The sequence below is a fragment of the Lactococcus sp. UBA7128 genome, assembly GCF_002492185.1.
Taxonomy (GTDB): Bacteria; Bacillota; Bacilli; order Lactobacillales; family Streptococcaceae; genus Lactococcus; species Lactococcus muris.
The window spans coordinates 1-17,417 of the sequence record NZ_DKXK01000009.1; the positions used below are offsets into that span (position 1 = coordinate 1).

Below are 17,417 nucleotides of genomic sequence, written 5' to 3' on the forward strand. Positions count from 1 at the left end.
AGATGGAAGCTTTACGCACCATGACGACTTGTCTGACTTCTTGACAGCCGTACAGAATGGTTCCATTGATAACAACTGGGGGAACCCGGGTCCAGATGATAATGTCCAACCCGACCAAATTAACTTTAGTATTATGGCACCGGGGACCATCTTCACTATGGCTAATGAGCAGTATCGTTATTTGGAGAATCAAGGTGGGGGGAATCATTTGATTATTCGGAATGATGCTATTGCAAGTGTTTCTTGGAATAATCAGAATATTCGTCTCAATGAATGGTATGATGCCCTTGATTCAACAGTTCGAACCATGGTTAGACCAGTTTCAGATAACTTTGTGACAGGGAGTGTTATGCAAACAGAAATTACCTGGGAAGGGGTACTTTGGCTACCAAGTAATCTCTTTGCTTTTCCTGAAGTTGCGCTAGATGAAACCAGAGTGGACTCCAGTGGTACTTCTCGTGCTTTTTCGCTTTCTTTAGCAGATGTGACTCGCTTATCAGGTCCAGGACGTGCTTTTCCTAATCCCGAACAACGTTTAAGTGGGAATGAGCTTGCGTGGTGGCTCCGTACTCCCGCAGGTAACGTTGAGGGTGAGCGTGCTTGGCGTGTAACTCGTAGATATGATGATGCTTCTCTTGGTCAGCTCCGAGGTGGGCATCCTGCTGCCGGTGGCGGAAATATCCGCCCCGCCCTAATCGTCCATCAATAAACTAAAAAAGCTTAGAACAATACAAAAAGAGTCAAAATCAGCATATATGCTCGTTTCGACTCTTTTTATTTTCAATTGAAAAATTTAAATCATTATCATTCACATTCTTAAAGATACCGCTCAGCAACAGTCCTATCCCCCGGGTAGGGCACACGCTCATCATTGATCAGTTGGAACTTGTCTGCCCCTTTTCCCGCGATAATCACAGCATCGTCTTTATCATGGACGCGTTGGATGGCAAGTTTGATAGCTTGGGCACGGTCAGCTTCAAAATCACAAGGCCGTGTCACATAGCTTGCGATTTCGTCAGCAATGACCTTTGGATCTTCGTGATTAGAGTCGTCCTGTGTGAGGATGACCTCCAAGCGTTGGTGTTCCTCAATGACTTGTCCGAAATCTTTGCGGCGACTTTCTCCCTTATTACCCGTTGCCCCAAGAACCAACACGATTTTTCCACTATGGTGTGGTTCGACGACAGAAACCAAGTTTTTCAAGCTAATGCCGTTATGAGCATAATCAACATAGACTCTTGCCCCATCTTTTGTTGCCAGCATTTCCATACGTCCAGGAACTACAGCCTTGGCAAGACCGGCTTTTATCTGAGCGATACTGGCACCCAGATGTTGTGTTGCGAGAGCTGTTGCAAGAGCATTTTCTTGGTTAAATTTACCCAGAAGCCGTATGTCGAAATGTCCATTAACCAGACCCTTTGTTGTAAAGTCATGTGCCTGTGAGTCGACGATTTGATTTTCAGAGTTTTTACCATAGAAAGCATGGGGAATGCCCAGTGTTTCCAGTTCCTGCTTGATGATATTGAAATGTGTCATTTCACTGTTGGCAACAAAGTATCCCGAGTGGTGTAAAAGTTGACGTTTGCAGTAGAAGTAATCTTCAAGCGTAGGATGCTCAATCGGTCCGATATGGTCGGGAGAAATGTTAAGAAAGACACCAACGTCGAAGTTTATCGCATAAACACGTTCTGTTTTATAGGCTTGTGAACTGACTTCCATGACTAAATGGGTCATGCCATTGTCGACAGCTTGACGCATCATTTTGAGCAAATCAAGACTTTCGGGCGTTGTTAACTCCGACTTGAAGAAATTTTTACCGTCTAAAGTTGTTTCAGCCGTTGAGAGGAGCGCTGTTTTTTGTCCATTCATCTCATCTAGGATGGATTTGGCAAAATAAGCAGAAGTTGTCTTGCCTTTGGTTCCTGTCAAAGCCAGTATTTTGAGTTCATTTTGCGGATAATCATAAAAGGCCTGCGCGAGCAGACTCATCGCACGCTTAACATTAGAAACGATAACAGCAGGAATGTCTACCTCGTAGTCTATTTCGGAAACGTAGAAGGGCGCTGCCAAGTCTTCTAAATACTCCGCTTTAAAATTCAGTCCCTTGGCAAAAAACAGGGTTGATGCAGACGTGTTACGACTGTCATAGCTCAACTGATCAAAGTCAAAATCTTCCTCCCAATTGTAGTAATAGTCTTTTTTAAAGGCAACTTCGTGGAAGTTTTCATCTTTTTTCAGAATTTCTAGAGCCTCTTGTAATTTTATCATGGAATGTTCTGCCTCCTTTGCTCATACCGCCTAAGCTCTGCCATGAGTTTAGACTATAAGGCCTATTATTTGATTATGAATTGGAGCTTATAATACAGGCTTAATTATACCATTTTCGCTACTGTTTTTGTGACTTGGCAGTCGTGTGAAGTTTTTGAGTTGGAGGAGAGGAGCTGTTCGATATAAGGCTAGAAAGTATTATAGAATGCTGGATGAACAGATGATTATGATTGATTTACTTTAATGAACATTCTAGACTTTTGATTTCTTGTTCGAGCTTTTGGGCGATTTGATAGGACTCACTCATCTCAAAAACATGCTGGCATTTTTTCATTGTGCATAGCCCATCAAAATTTCCGAAAGTAACTTCAAAGTGTGCTTTTTGGTAGATGAAACTGATTCTTTCAAAAAGGTCGAACTCATGGAATCTTAAGGAATCGATAAAATGAATAAGTTCCATGGCTAAGTATTTTTGCTTATTTTTAATAAAAATCTCAAGTACATTGATAGAGGTGAGGATTTGTACTTTTTTAGCGAAGGGATGACTGCTCTTGCTCTGCGTGCCCGTAAGCATTTTTTGACTGAATTTTGATAAAGTTCCTAGGTCCAGAAAATGAGCGATGTCATTTAATAAAGAAATCTCATATTCGCCCCATATTTTTACACTGTCCAAGTATTGCTTTATCATGCTAAGATTTTTGGGGGAGAACTGGAAAGAGGGCTCAACGGTACTTAAAGCAAGCTCTGCCCGGATTTTATCTAACTGCAGTCTTTTGGGGAGGGGGGCTTTTTTTGAAAGTATATATTCATATCTTTTGAGGATGTTTTTAAGATGGATAGAGTTGTTATTCAAGGAAGCTATTTCACGTTCTGCAAGTAAATTGAGGTGGTTGGCTTGATAATGTAGGTGGTAGAAAAATTCATGGGCTGAAACGTTGATATTACTCAGAAGATGGAGCAGTATGAGACAAGATACGAGACTTCGCCCCGTTTCAAAATTTGAGAGTTGCGAAATAGAGATGCATCCGTGAGCGGCTTCTTTGAGGGTGAAATTTTTAGAAATGCGGAAATGCCTATAAGTTTCTCCGACTGATGAGTTTGTTTGCATGAGAGCTCCTGAAATTTTAATATATTTATGTTTTTAAAGTTGTAATAAAACAGCATAAAACAGCTTATTAATGGCGAGTTTTTCATCAAATAAGCATCTGTAGAAGTACCAATATATAGTAAAATAAGCACAAGTTGTGACTATTTTTTGATTGTACTTGTGTTATATACTAAGTATGAGTTAGGCGGTGAAAATGGATAGGGCTTATTTTGCACTTCTTCTATTATTTATTCGTATTTTCACTGAGTGATTCACGTCTTAAACATATTAGGGAAAGATTTACTATGGAAGGAAAATTTCAATGAAAAAGCGAGCCAAAAAAATGACCACTTGTGTGGTAGCCACTGCTCTATTATTTTTGGGAGTTGCACCGTCTATGACAGGGACAGTAGAAGCCAAGGCCATTCAAGTTAACCAAAAAACCAGCAAAATATCGGACCTGCTTGAACAGACTGCATTTGATAAAGCTGACTTTGTTTTTTTGCAGCAAAAAGAAAGAGAGTTTATGGAAAGTCAAAACACGCCATTATTGGTCCCTCGTGCTTTCGCGCCCCGAACGGTTGGAAGAAGCTTGGGAGACTCGTGGCCTCCTCCGGAAGTTATGCACAAAGCTTTAACAGCAGTTGGGTTTGGATGGACACAAATTAGATTATCGCACCTGATATTTCTATCTATAGTTGTGGCGCAATTGCGTCTAAAATCACCATTGTTGCCGTCTGGAACTGAGCGCTTAGCGCTGTGATTGGTGCTTCATCTGCTGTGGCTATTTATGCGGTGGGCAATTTCCGACTTTTCGATTTAATTGCCCTTATAAATAAAAATATCCAAACACATATTTATAATTCTTTGCTTTTTCTTGCTGCCAGCTTTCTTATCTTTATTTCGGAGGAGAGCAAATTCACAGATTTTCATTCTCTTGTGGATTTGCTTGCAGTGATTCAGAGGAGCTTTATTTTGAGTTGCATCGGTATCTTCATCTTCCAAAAAGTGGCAGTCATGAAAAAATAGAAGAATTGCATTTTTATAAAAAACAATTGCTGAAAATTCAATCGATTTCCTACTTTCTTGTCCTATCTTTTTTACACTCATTTCCTTGGGTGAAGATAGTAACTCATAGTGTGAGTTGGGCTTCTTTTGTTAGTCCTTGTCTGCTAAAGTTAATGAATATCAAAGGTCAGATGAGGAAATATTTTTTTCGAGGAATTTTTTGGGTATTTCATTTATTCTCTTTATGATTTACCTTAATCTTTATACGGTGACATTTGTTCAGCAATACTTGTGAGTCGAACGATCTGGAACTTCAGACGGATCGTGGAAGGTAACTCTTCCGAATGAAAAAATTTAGATAAACTTTCTAAGAAAGGAAGACGAGGGCGCATGAACGTTACGGACTTTTATTGTCAAAACGCGCCTGTTCGTGGTAAAATAGAAAAATGAATAGTACAGAAATGAGTGGAAATCTCAGCATGGAAGAAAAGCTCCAGCAAATGGATGCCGAAACTAAGCGGAAAGAGATTCGAGACAATAAAGCAGCACAGCAAGATACAATGATGCGTGGAACCCTGTGGTTCACTTTATCAGATATTTCATCACGTCTTCTAGGTGCCATATATATCATTCCTTGGTTTGCATGGATGGGGGAGCATAATAATGAGGCAAATGCCCTGTTTTCAATGGGGTACAATATTTATGCGCTCTTTCTATTGATTTCTACGGCAGGTCTACCTGTAGCCATTGCCCGTGAAGTAGCGCACTACAATGCTATGGGGGATGAAAATCTAAGCAATCGTTTGGTTCGCCATATCTTTATCTTTATGGTTGGACTTGGTGCTATAGCTGCTGGTGTAATGTATCTTGGAGCCCCCGTGTTAGCCACTATGTCTGGGGGAGGAGAAAACTTGACGGAAGTGATGCGGTCACTTTCACTGGCTATTCTGATTTTCCCAGCTATGTCGGTTATTCGAGGCTACTTTCAAGGGCTAAATGATATGAAACCAATTGCCCTCAGCCAGATTTATGAGCAGGTTGTCCGTGTCATCTGGATGTTGGTGTTTACCTTTATGATCATGAAACTTGGTTTCTCAGGAGGCGACTGGACGCAAGCTGTTGTGCAATCAACAACAGCGGCCTTTGTTGGTATGCTGGGCTCCTGTGCTGTTTTATTCTGGTATTTGATTAAAAATAATATGCTGGGTAAAATTATCAATCCGGGACCAAGCATTACAAAGATTAGCGCCTTGCGTTTAATCTCACAAACGGTTTATCAAGCTATTCCTTTTGTTGTTATTGGCTCAGCTATCCAGATTTTCAAAATCGTTGACCAGGCGACTTTTGTTACAGTGATGCGTTGGGTATCTGACTACAGTGATACACAACTTTTGGTGTTCTTCTCATACTTTTCTGCCAATACAGATAAGCTGACGATGATTTTGATCGGTGAAGCCATGACATTAGGCGCTGTAGCTTTGCCATTGATTGCCTCTAACTTTGTGAAGAAAAACTACAAAGAAACAGCACATCTGATTTCTTATGATTTTCAGCTCTTTGTAGCCTTTATGCTACCAGCTGTTTTAGGGATGACTATTTTAGCCTCACCTATTTATACACTTTTCTATGGCTCTGTGAACAGTCTGCAGCTCGCACTCTTTATTTGGGCTGTTCTTCAAAGTTTCTTGCTGGCCTTGTATACAATGGTGGCACCTATATTACAAGCTTTGCACTATTCCAAGGTAGCGATGCGGTATTTCATTATTACTTTAGTGATTAAGCTACTTTTGCAGGTGCCTTCCATCATGATTTTCCATTCTTATGGTCCTCTTGTGGCAACAACCATCGCATTTGCCTATGGCACTTGGATTATTATCCGTAAGATTCATGAAGTGACAGGTTTCCGAGTAAAAAGTACATTGAAAGGAATTATAGGAATCTCGATTCTTACAGCCATGATGCTTGTAGTGACCCTAGTTCTCTATGGTTTGATTTCCTTAATCTTGAGGCCGCTTCCTTCAGGTCACTTCAAAGCTCTGCTTGTCGTTTTAGTTGCGGGAGGCGGAGGATTCTTTACCTATCTGTATTTGGCAGCTAAGGCAGGCTTGCTTGAAAAATTAATGGGCAGCCGTGGCACACGTCTTCGCCAAAAATTGCATATTTAAAGAAATAAGATGAATTTCCGAAGTCTTCTTCGGGAACCTGTTTTTTGAAGCTCCTGATGTGTTTCGGTAATCCTACAATGCTCAGTTCCCAATGAGTAGCTCTAAGTACAGGAGAAAAGATTAAAATAAAATTCATAATAGTACCGTGACGAGGAACACAGGCAGAGATTTAACTGATTCTAGTCGCAGTGCAAAAGTAAAAGCGCTTGAACCGCGACATTTTGTGGATGTGGTTCAGCGTATTTTTTTATTTTTGGAGAAATTTTTGCGCCAGCCTTGTTCCACAGCGTGTTTTTAGGTGTTATGAGGAGAGCGTTACGTTATTTTATAGTGAATGGACTTAAAAAACATCGGAGGGCGATTTTGAAAGAATGAGAAAGGTTTTAATTTGACAAACCACACCGTATGACTTTTAAGAAAACTTTGACCTGTAGAATCCGGCACAGCTTCTTTTTGGGTTATGCTGCGCTTCCTATCTTTTGTACATGTCTGAGGCTGAGTCAAGATTGCACCGCCGCAACTTAAAAGTTGAGAACGCGAGTGTTCGTTGTGTTATAATGGAAAAAAGCTTTTAGGAGGTTATAATGACACGAATACAAGATGATTTATTTATAGCAGTGAACGCTGAGTGGCTCGCTCAGGCTCAAATACCGAGTGATAAGCCTCGTATATCTGCCTTTGATGAGTTAGTATTAATTAATGAAAAAAACTTGACAGCGGATTTGCAGAAAATGTCGGTGGAACTTCCAGAAGATAATCCAGAGTTGTTAGAGGCTATAAAGTTTTATAACAAGGCAGGAGACTGGGAAGCACGCAATAACAGTGATTTTTCATCTGTATCGAAAGAGTTAGACAAGGTACAAAAGCTGGAAAGCTTTGAAGATTTTCGTGAACATTTACTTGACTTGGTTTTCCACTCTCAGGCATCGTTGCCCTTCTCGATGAATGTGGAGGCAGACATGAAGGATGCTGTGCATCATTCGCTTGGATTTATTGGACCGGATCTTATTTTACCGGATACGACTTATTATTCGGAGGAACATCCACGTAAGAGAGAGCTTTTAGAATTTTGGCAAAAAAACTCTGGAGACATCTTGGAGAAATTTCATTTAGAAGATGCGCGAGAAATTGCAGCTAAAGCTGTTGCTTTTGATAGTCTTCTGGTTGATTCAGCCAATACATCGGAAGAATGGGCCAAATATGCTGAGCTTTATCATCCGGTTCCTTTTGAAGAATTTGTGGATCATTTTGAAAATATAGATTTTCGCGCATTTGTTAAAGGACTGGTACATACGGAGCCAGAAAAGATTGTTGTTTTTGAAAAACGTTTCTATGAGAATTTCGACAGCATTGTTAATGAAGAAAATTGGCCTTTAATCAAAGCGTGGATGCTTGTGAAAATTGCGCGTAAGGCTTCTGGGTTACTCTCAGATGAACTTCGCCTTTTAGGCTCTGCATATGGGCGCTTTTTATCTAATGTGGCTGAGGCAAGAAGTCAAGAAAAACACCAGCTGGATATAACTGAAGGTTATTTTAGTCAAGTTATTGGCCTCTTTTATGGGTTAAAATATTTTGGGGAAGAAGCGAAGTCAGATGTTAAACGTATGACCTCCGAGATGATTAAAGTTTATCAAGAACGTTTGGATAAAAATGAGTGGTTGAGCCGTGCAACTATTGATAAAGCAATCGAAAAGCTGAGCGCAATCACTGTCTTTATCGGTTATCCAGACAAACTGCCAGAAATTTATAGTAAACTTAAAGTTGGAAGCGGTAGCCTTTATGAAGATGCTTGCAGCTTTGATGAGCTATTTACAGCTCGCTATTATGAAAAGTTTAGTGAAGAGGTTGATAAGAGCTTGTGGCATATGCCAGCACATATGGTAAATGCTTATTACAGTCCAGACAGTAATACAATTGTTTTCCCAGCAGCTATTTTACAGGCTCCATTTTACAGCCTTGAGCAAACAGCGAGTCAAAATTATGGTGGTATAGGTGCTGTAATCGCTCATGAAATCTCCCATGCTTTTGATAATAATGGCGCACAGTTTGATAAATATGGGAACTTGAACAAATGGTGGGCAGACGAAGATTATGCAGCTTTTGAAAAGAAACAGGAGGAGATGATTGCAATCTTTGATGGTGTGGAAACTGAAGCTGGTCCAGCCAACGGTAAGTTGATTGTCTCTGAAAATATTGCCGATCAGGGCGGGATAACAGCAGCGATGACAGCTGCACAAAAGGAAGCAGATGTTAATCTTGCTGAGTTCTTTAGCCAATGGGGCAAAATTTGGCGCATGAAGGCCAGCCTAGAATTTCAACAAATGCTTCTGTCAATGGACGTTCATGCCCCTGCTAAACTCCGGGCAAATATTCCACCGACAAACTTGGAAGAATTCTACCAAACCTTTGACGTGAAGGAGGGCGATGAGATGTATCGGGCGCCTGACAAACGTGTGAAGATATGGTAAAAGAATTTCAAGAACTCAAGCCAGAAACGCAACGTATACTCAGAGAGATTAAGAAAGTTCCTTATGGGCAAGTGAGTTCTTATAGAGATATTGCAGTCAGAGCAGGATTAATCAATGGCGCGCGGCAAGTTGCGCGAGCTCTACACGGACTTTCTGAAAGTCATCAATTGCCATGGTGGAGAATCATCAGGTCTGACGGCACTATCGGTATGCACGGCGAAGGCCGCATGGAACAAATACGCTTGCTAAAATTAGAGGGTTTCGAAGTAACGGACAGCGGAAAAGTGAAGCAGAAAATTGACCATAAGTAATAGGACTGATGCATGGAAAAGTTATGAAAACGAAACGGGCTCACGTGCGCTATCTTCACGTACAAGGTCGTTTTCCATCAAAAATATCAATGATGCGCTTGACTTGAAATAAGTGAGTGTAAACCTTGTAAAACAAGTCGATAAATGGTATAATGTAGGATAATGGTTTGTCGACAAATTCTGTGGGAAATATTGTCCCCATGGGTTTTGGAAGCAACGAAACATCGAGTTTTCGTTGCTTTTTTGGCGTTTCTGAACCGAAAAGATTCAAAAAAGTAATGAAAAAGACAAACTACTGACTTTTCAGAATTTTTTATGTAAGAAACCTAGAAGCGACAAATCTTGTATAACACATCCAGCAAAACTGGAAAAATAGAATGAGGAGAATCAACTTGGCAGGACATGACGTAAAATACGGTAAACACCGTACAAGACGCAGTTTTTCACGAATCAAAGAAGTAATTGGTTTGCCGAACTTGATTGAAGTTCAAACAGCAAGTTACCAGAACTTCCTTGATGAGGGATTGGCTAACGTTTTTAAAGAAATGTTTCCAATTGACAACTTTGCGGGCACAATGGAGCTTGAATTTGTCGGATATGAGATGAAAGCCCCAAAATACACGGTAGATGAAGCCCGTGCTCACGATGCAAACTACTCTGCACCAATCCATGTGACGTTTCGCCTTGTAAATAAAGAGACAGGCGAATTGAAAACACAAGAAGTTTTCTTCGGTGATTTCCCACTTATGACTGAAATGGGGACATTCATCAACAATGGTTCTGAACGTTTGATCGTCAGCCAGTTGGTACGTAGCCCAGGCTCATATTTCCATCTAAAAACAGACAAAAACGGCTTGGAATCATTTGGACATACAACTATTCCTAATCGTGGTGCTTGGTTTGAGTTGGATACAGATGCTAAAGGAGTTGGTTATGTACGTATTGACCGTACACGTAAATTGACATTCACAACGATGTTGCGTGCACTCGGCTTTGGTAGCGATGATGAGATTCTTGAACTTATGGGTCCAAGTGAGCTCCTCAGCACAACATTGGGCAAAGATGTACATAAAAACCCAGCAGATACACGTGTTGAAGAAGCACTCAAAGATATCTATGACCGTCTCCGTCCGGGTGAACCTAAAACAGCGGACAGTTCTCGTGGGCTTTTGATTGCGCGTTTCTTCGATCCACGTCGTTACGACTTTGCGCCAGTTGGACGCTACAAGTTCAACAAAAAACTTGCCCTTAAAAACCGTATTCTCGGTTTGACATTGGCAGAGCCAATCGTTGACCCAGAAACTGGAGAAATTCTTGTTGAAGCAGATACTGTGGTTACACGTGATGTGTTAAATTCCATTGAAGAACTTTTGGATAACGGTCTTAATACTACAGTTTACCAGCCTTCTGCTGATGCTGTTTTGCCTGACCCAATTGAACTTCAAACATTGAAAGTTTACTCTCCAAAAAATCCAGAACGTGTCGTGACCTTGATTTCTAACGGTCAAATTCCTGCGGAAAATCGTGTGTTGACACCGGCAGACGTTATTGCTAACATTAGCTACTGGTTAGGGCTTGCTGAAGGCATTGGTAAAGTTGATGATATTGACCACTTGGGAAATCGTCGTATTCGTTCAGTTGGCGAATTGCTTCAAAACCAAGTACGTATCGGTTTGTCACGTATGGAACGTGTGATCCGTGAGCGTATGTCATCTTCTGAAAATGAAAACATGACACCCCAAGGCTTGATTAACATTCGTCCTGTAACAGCTGCAATCAAAGAATTCTTTGGTTCTTCACAGTTGTCACAATTTATGGACCAGCACAATCCTTTATCAGAGCTTTCGCACAAACGCCGTTTCTCTGCTTTAGGACCTGGGGGTATCTCACGTGACCGTGCTTCCTATGAAGTGCGTGACGTTCACTATACGCACTATGGGCGCATGTGTCCGATTGAAACACCTGAAGGACCAAATATCGGTCTGATTAATAACTTGTCCTCTTACGCTAAAATTAATGAATATGGTTTCATTATGTCGCCTTATCGCCGTGTTGACCGTGCAACAGGGACAGTTACTGATGAAGTTGAATACCTGACAGCTGACGAGGAAGACAATTATACCGTTGCCCAAGCTAACTCGCCTTTGACAGAAGATAACAAATTTGTCAACGAAACAGTAATGGCGCGCCATGTCGGAAATAATATTGAAGTTGATGCTTCAACTGCCGACTACATGGACGTTTCACCTAAGCAGGTTATCGCCGTGGCTGCTGCTTGTATTCCTTTCTTAGAAAATGACGACTCTAACCGTGCTCTTATGGGTGCCAACATGCAACGTCAAGCCGTTCCATTGATTGACCCGCATGCGCCTTGGATTGGTACAGGTATGGAACATCAAACAGCACGTGACTCAGGAGCTGCCGTTATCGCTAAGCATGACGGTACCGTGGAATATGTAGATGCCGATGAGATTCGTGTACGTCGCGCATCAGGCGAGCTTGATATTTATAAGATTATGAAGTACCGCCGTTCAAACTCAGGCACTTCATACAATCAGCGTCCGCTTGCGGAACTGGGCGATAAAGTTGAAGCTGGCGATATTATTGGTGATGGTCCATCAATGGAGAAAGGGGAAATGGCGCTTGGTCAGAACCCACTTGTCGCTTATATGACTTGGGAAGGTTATAACTTCGAGGATGCCATCATCATGTCTGAACGTTTGATTAAAGATGACGTTTATACTTCTATCGCCATTGAAGAATATGAATCAGAAACACGTGATACAAAGCTTGGCCCAGAAGAAATCACGCGTGAAATTCCAAATGTTGGTGAAGAAGCGCTTAAAAACTTGGATGAAGATGGAATCATCCGCATTGGTGCTGAGGTAGAGGATGGCGATTTACTTGTTGGTAAAGTAACACCAAAAGGTGAAACTGATCCAACGCCAGAAGAACGTCTCCTTCGTGCCATTTTCGGTGAAAAAGCGCGTGAAGTTCGTGATACATCACTTCGTGTTCCTCACGGTGGTGGCGGTATTGTTCATGACGTTCGTGTCTTCACACGTGAGAATGGTGACGAATTGCCATCAGGTGTAAACAAATTGGTTCGTGTCTTTATCTCACAAAAACGTAAAATCCACGTTGGGGATAAGATGGCCGGACGTCACGGTAACAAGGGTGTCGTTTCAAACATCGTTCCTGTAGAAGACATGCCATATTTACCAGATGGTACACCAATTGATATCATGTTGAATCCATTGGGTGTCCCTTCCCGTATGAATATTGGTCAAGTTATGGAACTTCACCTGGGTATGGCCGCGCGTACTTTGGGTATCCACATCGCTTCCCCAGTCTTCGATGGTGCGAGTGACAAGGACATCTGGGATACAGTTAAAGAAGCAGGTATGGCTGACGATGCCAAAACAGTGCTTTATGACGGACGCACCGGTGAAGCCTTTGACAACCGTATCTCAGTTGGTGTCATGTACATGATTAAGCTTCACCACATGGTTGACGATAAACTTCACGCACGTAGTGTTGGTCCTTACTCACTTGTTACCCAACAACCGCTCGGTGGTAAAGCGCAGTTTGGTGGACAACGTTTCGGAGAGATGGAAGTTTGGGCTCTTGAAGCTTATGGTGCGGCAAATGTCCTCCAAGAAATCTTGACTTACAAGTCAGATGATGTTATTGGTCGTACACGTGCTTATGAAGCTATCGTAAAAGGCGAACGCATTCCTAAACCAGGTCTTCCTGAATCATTCCGTGTCCTTGTAAAAGAATTGCAAGCCCTCGGTATGGACCTTAAAGTCCTTGATGCTGAGAAGAATGTCCTTGATCTCCGTGAACTTGATGATGAAATTGAAGTGCGTCAAGAAAATATTGACATTACGCCAGAAATGCTTGAAGCACAAGAACGAATTGTTGCTGAAGCAGAGGAAACTGAGCAAGCCTTGATTAACGGAACAAAAGAAGAATAATTGTTCTTTTCTGTGAAACAAGTATAAATTTTTAGAAAGTTTGTCTGTAGACAAGCGCCCTTGAAAATTTTTCGGTAAAATCCTCTCGGGTGAATCGCTGTGCAAAATTGCTCGGCGGTAATACTGAGCTAAATTTATATAAAGTTGGTTCGGCATTGCTGCCGAGTGAGTTTTGGTCTTGCTGCTTTGATATACAGAGTGGAAAGGCAGCGCTCTTCACGCTCTTTTTACTGAGGCGAGGATATTCAAAAGAAAAGAAATAAATACAAAGAAAGTGGAGAAAACATTGGTCGATGTAAATAAATTTGAGAGCATGCGAATTGGTATCGCATCTCCACAAAAAATTCGTTACTGGTCATTTGGTGAAGTCAAAAAACCAGAAACCATCAACTATCGTACGCAAAAACCTGAACGCGAAGGTCTCTTCGATGAGCGTATCTTTGGTCCACAAAAGGACTGGGAGTGTGCTTGTGGTAAGCTTAAAGGCGTTTTCTACAAAAACCAAGTCTGTGAACTCTGTGGTGTTCAAGTAACGACAGCCAAAGCGCGCCGTGAACGTATGGGACACATCGAGTTGGCAGCACCAACTTCACACATCTGGTATTTCAAAGGGATTCCATCGCGCATGGGGCTTGCCCTCGACATGAGTCCACGTGCTCTTGAAGAAGTTATTTACTTCGCAAGCTATGTCGTTATTGACCCTAAAGAAACAGATCTTGAAAAGAAACAGCTTTTGACGGAACGTGAATACCGTGAACAACTCTTGAAAAATGGCTTCGACTCATTCGTCGCAAAAATGGGAGCAGAAGCTATTCAGGACTTGCTCAACGATGTCGATATTGAAGCAGAAATTGCTGAACTTAAAGAAGAACTGAAAAATGTGAGCGGCCAACGTCGTGTGAAAATCATTCGCCGTTTGGATGTTTTGACAGCCTTCAAAAAATCTGGGAATAAGTTGGCATGGATGGTCCTTAACGTTCTTCCAGTTATTCCACCTGATCTTCGTCCAATGGTTCAGTTGGATGGTGGACGTTTCGCTACATCTGACTTGAATGACCTTTATCGTCGTGTAATCAACCGTAACAACCGTTTGAAACGTTTGATGGAGCTTAACGCCCCAAATATCATCGTGCAAAATGAAAAACGGATGTTGCAAGAGGCCGTTGATACCTTGATTGATAACGGTCGTCGTGGGCGTCCAATTACAGGAGCTGGTAATCGTCCGCTCAAATCTCTCAGTCACATGCTGAAAGGTAAGCAAGGACGTTTCCGCCAAAACTTGCTGGGTAAACGTGTCGACTACTCAGGGCGTTCGGTTATCGCCGTTGGTCCAACGCTTAAAATGTATCAATGTGGTGTCCCACGTGAAATGGCAATAGAACTTTTCAAACCATTCGTAATGTCTGAATTGGTTAACAGGGGCATGGCTGCTAACATTCGTGCGGCTAAACGTAAAGTAGAGCGCCAAGATGCTGAAGTTTGGGACGTTCTTGAAGAAGTTGTTAAAGAACACCCAGTACTTCTTAACCGCGCACCTACGCTTCACCGTTTGGGTATCCAAGCCTTCGAGCCTGTACTTATTGATGGTCGCGCGATGCGTTTGCATCCATTGGCCTGTGAAGCCTACAATGCCGACTTTGACGGTGACCAAATGGCCATTCACGTACCATTGTCAGAAGAAGCGCAAGCTGAAGCACGCTTGCTTATGCTTGCGGCTGAACACATCCTTAACCCTAAAGACGGTAAGCCTGTCGTTACACCATCACAAGATATGGTCTTGGGGAACTACTACTTGACGATGGAAGCTAAAGGACGTGAAGGGGAAGGCATGATTTTTGCCAACCCAGAAGAAGTTGAGATTGCAATGCGTAACGGTTATGTTCACTTACATACACGTATCGGTATCGCGACACAATCAATGAACAAACCTTGGACAGAATTCCAAAAAGGTAAAATCTTGATTACAACTGTTGGTAAAGTCCTGTTCAACTCAATCATGCCTGAAGGAAATGATATTTATCCAGAAGGGATGCCTTATCTGAATGAAAATACGGATGAAAACATCACAACTAAAACAGATGACCGTTTCTTCATGGAACCTGGGGAAGATATTCATGCACGTTTGGCTGAACTTGATACAGTATTGCCATTCAAGAAAAAACATTTGGGTAATATTATCGCGGAAGTCTTCAAACGTTATCGTACAACAACAACTTCTGAGTTCCTTGACTTGCTCAAGAACTTGGGTTACCACCAATCAACATTGGCTGGTTTGACCGTTGGTATTGCAGATATTCCTGTGGTCCCTGAAAAAGCAGAAATCATTGGTGCTGCACACAAACGTGTAGAACAAATCACGAAACAATTCCGTCGTGGTTTGATTACTGATGATGAGCGCTACAATGCGGTTACTGATGTTTGGCGTGGTGCGAAAGATACACTTGAAAAACGCTTGATTGAAGAACAAGACTTGACCAACCCAATCGTTATGATGATGGACTCTGGTGCCCGTGGTAACATTTCCAACTTCTCACAATTGGCCGGTATGCGTGGTTTGATGGCTGCACCTAACGGACGTATCATGGAATTGCCAATCATCTCTAACTTCCGTGAAGGGCTTTCTGTCTTGGAAATGTTCTTCTCAACTCACGGTGCACGTAAAGGTATGACCGATACAGCCTTGAAGACTGCTGACTCTGGTTACCTTACTCGTCGTTTGGTTGACGTCGCTCAAGACGTTATTATCCGCGAGGTAGACTGTGGAACAGACCGTGGTCTTGTGATTTCTGATATCGCTACTGGTAAAGAGATGGTTGAACCATTGGTTGAACGTCTTGAAGGACGTTACACACGTAAAACAGTTGTGCATCCTGAAACTGGTGAAGTAATTATCGGTGATGATCAATTAATCACTGAAGATATCGCTAAAGAGATTGTTGCTGCAGGCATCAAAGAAGTGACTATCCGTTCTGTATTTACATGTAAAACACCACACGGTGTATGTAAACACTGTTATGGTAAAAACTTGGCAACAGGTGAAGCCGTTGAAGTTGGCGAAGCTGTTGGTACAATCGCCGCACAGTCAATCGGGGAACCTGGTACACAGCTGACAATGCGTACCTTCCACACGGGTGGTGTTGCGTCAAGCTCAGATATCACTCAAGGTTTGCCGCGTGTTCAAGAAATCTTTGAAGCACGTAATCCTAAAGGGGAAGCAGTTATTACGGAAGTCACTGGTACAGTTGACTCCATCGTGGAAGATACCATGGCGCGTACACGTGAAATCACAGTCAAAGGTAAAACAGATACACGGACGTATACTGTGTCAATGGCTGATGTGCTCATGGTTGAAGAAGGTGAATTTATCCACCGTGGTCAGCAATTGATTCAAGGTTCAATTGAACCTAAGCATTTGCTTCAAGTTCGTGATGCTTTATCTGTTGAAACTTACTTACTCGGTGAAGTTCAAAAAACTTACCGTTCACAAGGGGTTGAAATCGGTGATAAGCACATAGAGGTTATGGTTCGTCAAATGCTTCGCAAAGTGCGTATAATGGATACAGGTGATGTTGACATCTTGCCTGGTGGTCTTATGGACATTTCTGACTTTGAAAAGCTCAATGAAGAAGCGCTTCTTTCAGGCAAAACACCTGCGACAGCACGTCCAGTGCTTATGGGTATTACAAAAGCTTCATTGGAAACAAATTCGTTCCTGTCAGCTGCATCCTTCCAAGAAACGACACGTGTCTTGACAGATGCTGCGATTCACGGTAAAGAAGATCACCTGCTTGGTCTTAAGGAAAATGTTATTATCGGTAAGATTATTCCTGCCGGTACTGGTATGTTCCGCTACCGTAACATTGAACCTCTGGCAGACCTATCGGACGCTCCAGAAGTAGTTGCTTCAGTTGAAGTTGAAGAAGTAAAGTAATAGCATGACTTTTAAATAAACTTTTACAAAGTAGGAAAACGCTCAGTTGAGCGTTTTTTTTGTATGACAATTTTTCCACAGAGCCATAAAGTCAAGAAGCTCCAGTTGGAGCTTCTTTTCTCATACCTTCCTTGGTTCAGAAAAGAGAAAAAGCAAACCTCAAAGCCAAACTAAGCACCCTTTTCTCATCAAACACTCA

General features: G+C 42.0%; 9 protein-coding genes and 1 pseudogene. 7 read left to right on the plus strand and 3 right to left on the minus strand.

Going from position 1 to position 17,417, the window contains the following annotated elements:
• Window positions 1–709: pseudogene (locus B4H39_RS01140) on the plus strand (hypothetical protein); the annotation flags it as partial.
• Between the two features lie 107 nt (window positions 710–816).
• On the opposite strand, the gene B4H39_RS01145 reads toward B4H39_RS01140, so the two are convergent.
• Both B4H39_RS01145 and B4H39_RS01150 read right to left on the minus strand, forming a co-directional pair.
• Window positions 817–2,268 (minus strand): UDP-N-acetylmuramoyl-L-alanyl-D-glutamate--L-lysine ligase, encoded by a 1,452-nt coding sequence (locus B4H39_RS01145; RefSeq protein ID WP_251423616.1) that lies wholly within the window; start codon window positions 2,266–2,268, stop codon window positions 817–819.
• Window positions 2,269–2,503: 235 nt separating this feature from the next.
• Complete coding sequence (locus B4H39_RS01150; RefSeq protein WP_202230956.1) at window positions 2,504–3,376, minus strand: helix-turn-helix domain-containing protein; 873 nt, start codon at window positions 3,374–3,376, stop codon at window positions 2,504–2,506.
• A 301-nt stretch (window positions 3,377–3,677) separates the two neighbouring features.
• On the opposite strand from B4H39_RS01150, the gene B4H39_RS01155 reads away from it, so the two are divergent.
• Window positions 3,678–4,118 carry a hypothetical protein gene (locus tag B4H39_RS01155; RefSeq protein ID WP_251423613.1) on the plus strand — a complete coding sequence of 147 codons (441 nt, stop codon included), beginning with the start codon at window positions 3,678–3,680 and terminating at the stop codon, window positions 4,116–4,118.
• 56 nt (window positions 4,119–4,174) lie between these two features.
• Here the strand turns inward: B4H39_RS01155 and B4H39_RS01160 are convergent, their stop codons facing one another.
• On the minus strand, window positions 4,175–4,465 hold the full coding sequence (locus B4H39_RS01160) for a hypothetical protein (protein WP_251423610.1): 291 nt from the start codon (window positions 4,463–4,465) through the stop codon (window positions 4,175–4,177).
• Between the two features lie 344 nt (window positions 4,466–4,809).
• On the opposite strand from B4H39_RS01160, the gene B4H39_RS01165 reads away from it, so the two are divergent.
• The 5 genes from B4H39_RS01165 (at window position 4,810) to rpoC (ending at window position 17,218) form a co-directional block, all read left to right on the plus strand.
• Window positions 4,810–6,528 carry a putative polysaccharide biosynthesis protein gene (locus tag B4H39_RS01165; RefSeq protein WP_202230955.1) on the plus strand — a complete coding sequence of 573 codons (1,719 nt, stop codon included), beginning with the start codon at window positions 4,810–4,812 and terminating at the stop codon, window positions 6,526–6,528.
• Between the two features lie 584 nt (window positions 6,529–7,112).
• Window positions 7,113–8,996, plus strand: coding sequence for a M13-type metalloendopeptidase (locus B4H39_RS01170; RefSeq protein WP_251423607.1), 1,884 nt, complete (start codon window positions 7,113–7,115; stop codon window positions 8,994–8,996).
• The gene (locus tag B4H39_RS01175) at window positions 8,990–9,307 is read left to right on the plus strand and encodes an MGMT family protein (RefSeq protein ID WP_202230953.1); all 318 of its coding nucleotides are present in this window, start codon (window positions 8,990–8,992) and stop codon (window positions 9,305–9,307) included. Before B4H39_RS01170 ends, B4H39_RS01175 begins: the two co-directional genes overlap by 7 nt.
• Before the next feature lie 392 nt (window positions 9,308–9,699).
• Window positions 9,700–13,287 carry a DNA-directed RNA polymerase subunit beta gene (gene rpoB / locus B4H39_RS01180; RefSeq protein ID WP_251423622.1) on the plus strand — a complete coding sequence of 1,196 codons (3,588 nt, stop codon included), beginning with the start codon at window positions 9,700–9,702 and terminating at the stop codon, window positions 13,285–13,287.
• A 286-nt stretch (window positions 13,288–13,573) separates the two neighbouring features.
• The gene (rpoC, locus tag B4H39_RS01185; protein WP_271328296.1) at window positions 13,574–17,218 is read left to right on the plus strand and encodes a DNA-directed RNA polymerase subunit beta'; all 3,645 of its coding nucleotides are present in this window, start codon (window positions 13,574–13,576) and stop codon (window positions 17,216–17,218) included.
• Window positions 17,219–17,417: the final 199 nt, after the last annotated feature.

Coding starts and splice junctions, on each gene's coding strand:
- B4H39_RS01145 (WP_251423616.1), bottom strand. CDS start 2,268: ATGATAAAATTACAAGAGGCTCTAGAAATTCTGAAAAAAGATGAAAAC.
- B4H39_RS01150 (WP_202230956.1), bottom strand. CDS start 3,376: ATGCAAACAAACTCATCAGTCGGAGAAACTTATAGGCATTTCCGCATT.
- B4H39_RS01155 (WP_251423613.1), top strand. CDS start 3,678: ATGAAAAAGCGAGCCAAAAAAATGACCACTTGTGTGGTAGCCACTGCT.
- B4H39_RS01160 (WP_251423610.1), bottom strand. CDS start 4,465: ATGAGTGTAAAAAAGATAGGACAAGAAAGTAGGAAATCGATTGAATTT.
- B4H39_RS01165 (WP_202230955.1), top strand. CDS start 4,810: ATGAATAGTACAGAAATGAGTGGAAATCTCAGCATGGAAGAAAAGCTC.
- B4H39_RS01170 (WP_251423607.1), top strand. CDS start 7,113: ATGACACGAATACAAGATGATTTATTTATAGCAGTGAACGCTGAGTGG.
- B4H39_RS01175 (WP_202230953.1), top strand. CDS start 8,990: ATGGTAAAAGAATTTCAAGAACTCAAGCCAGAAACGCAACGTATACTC.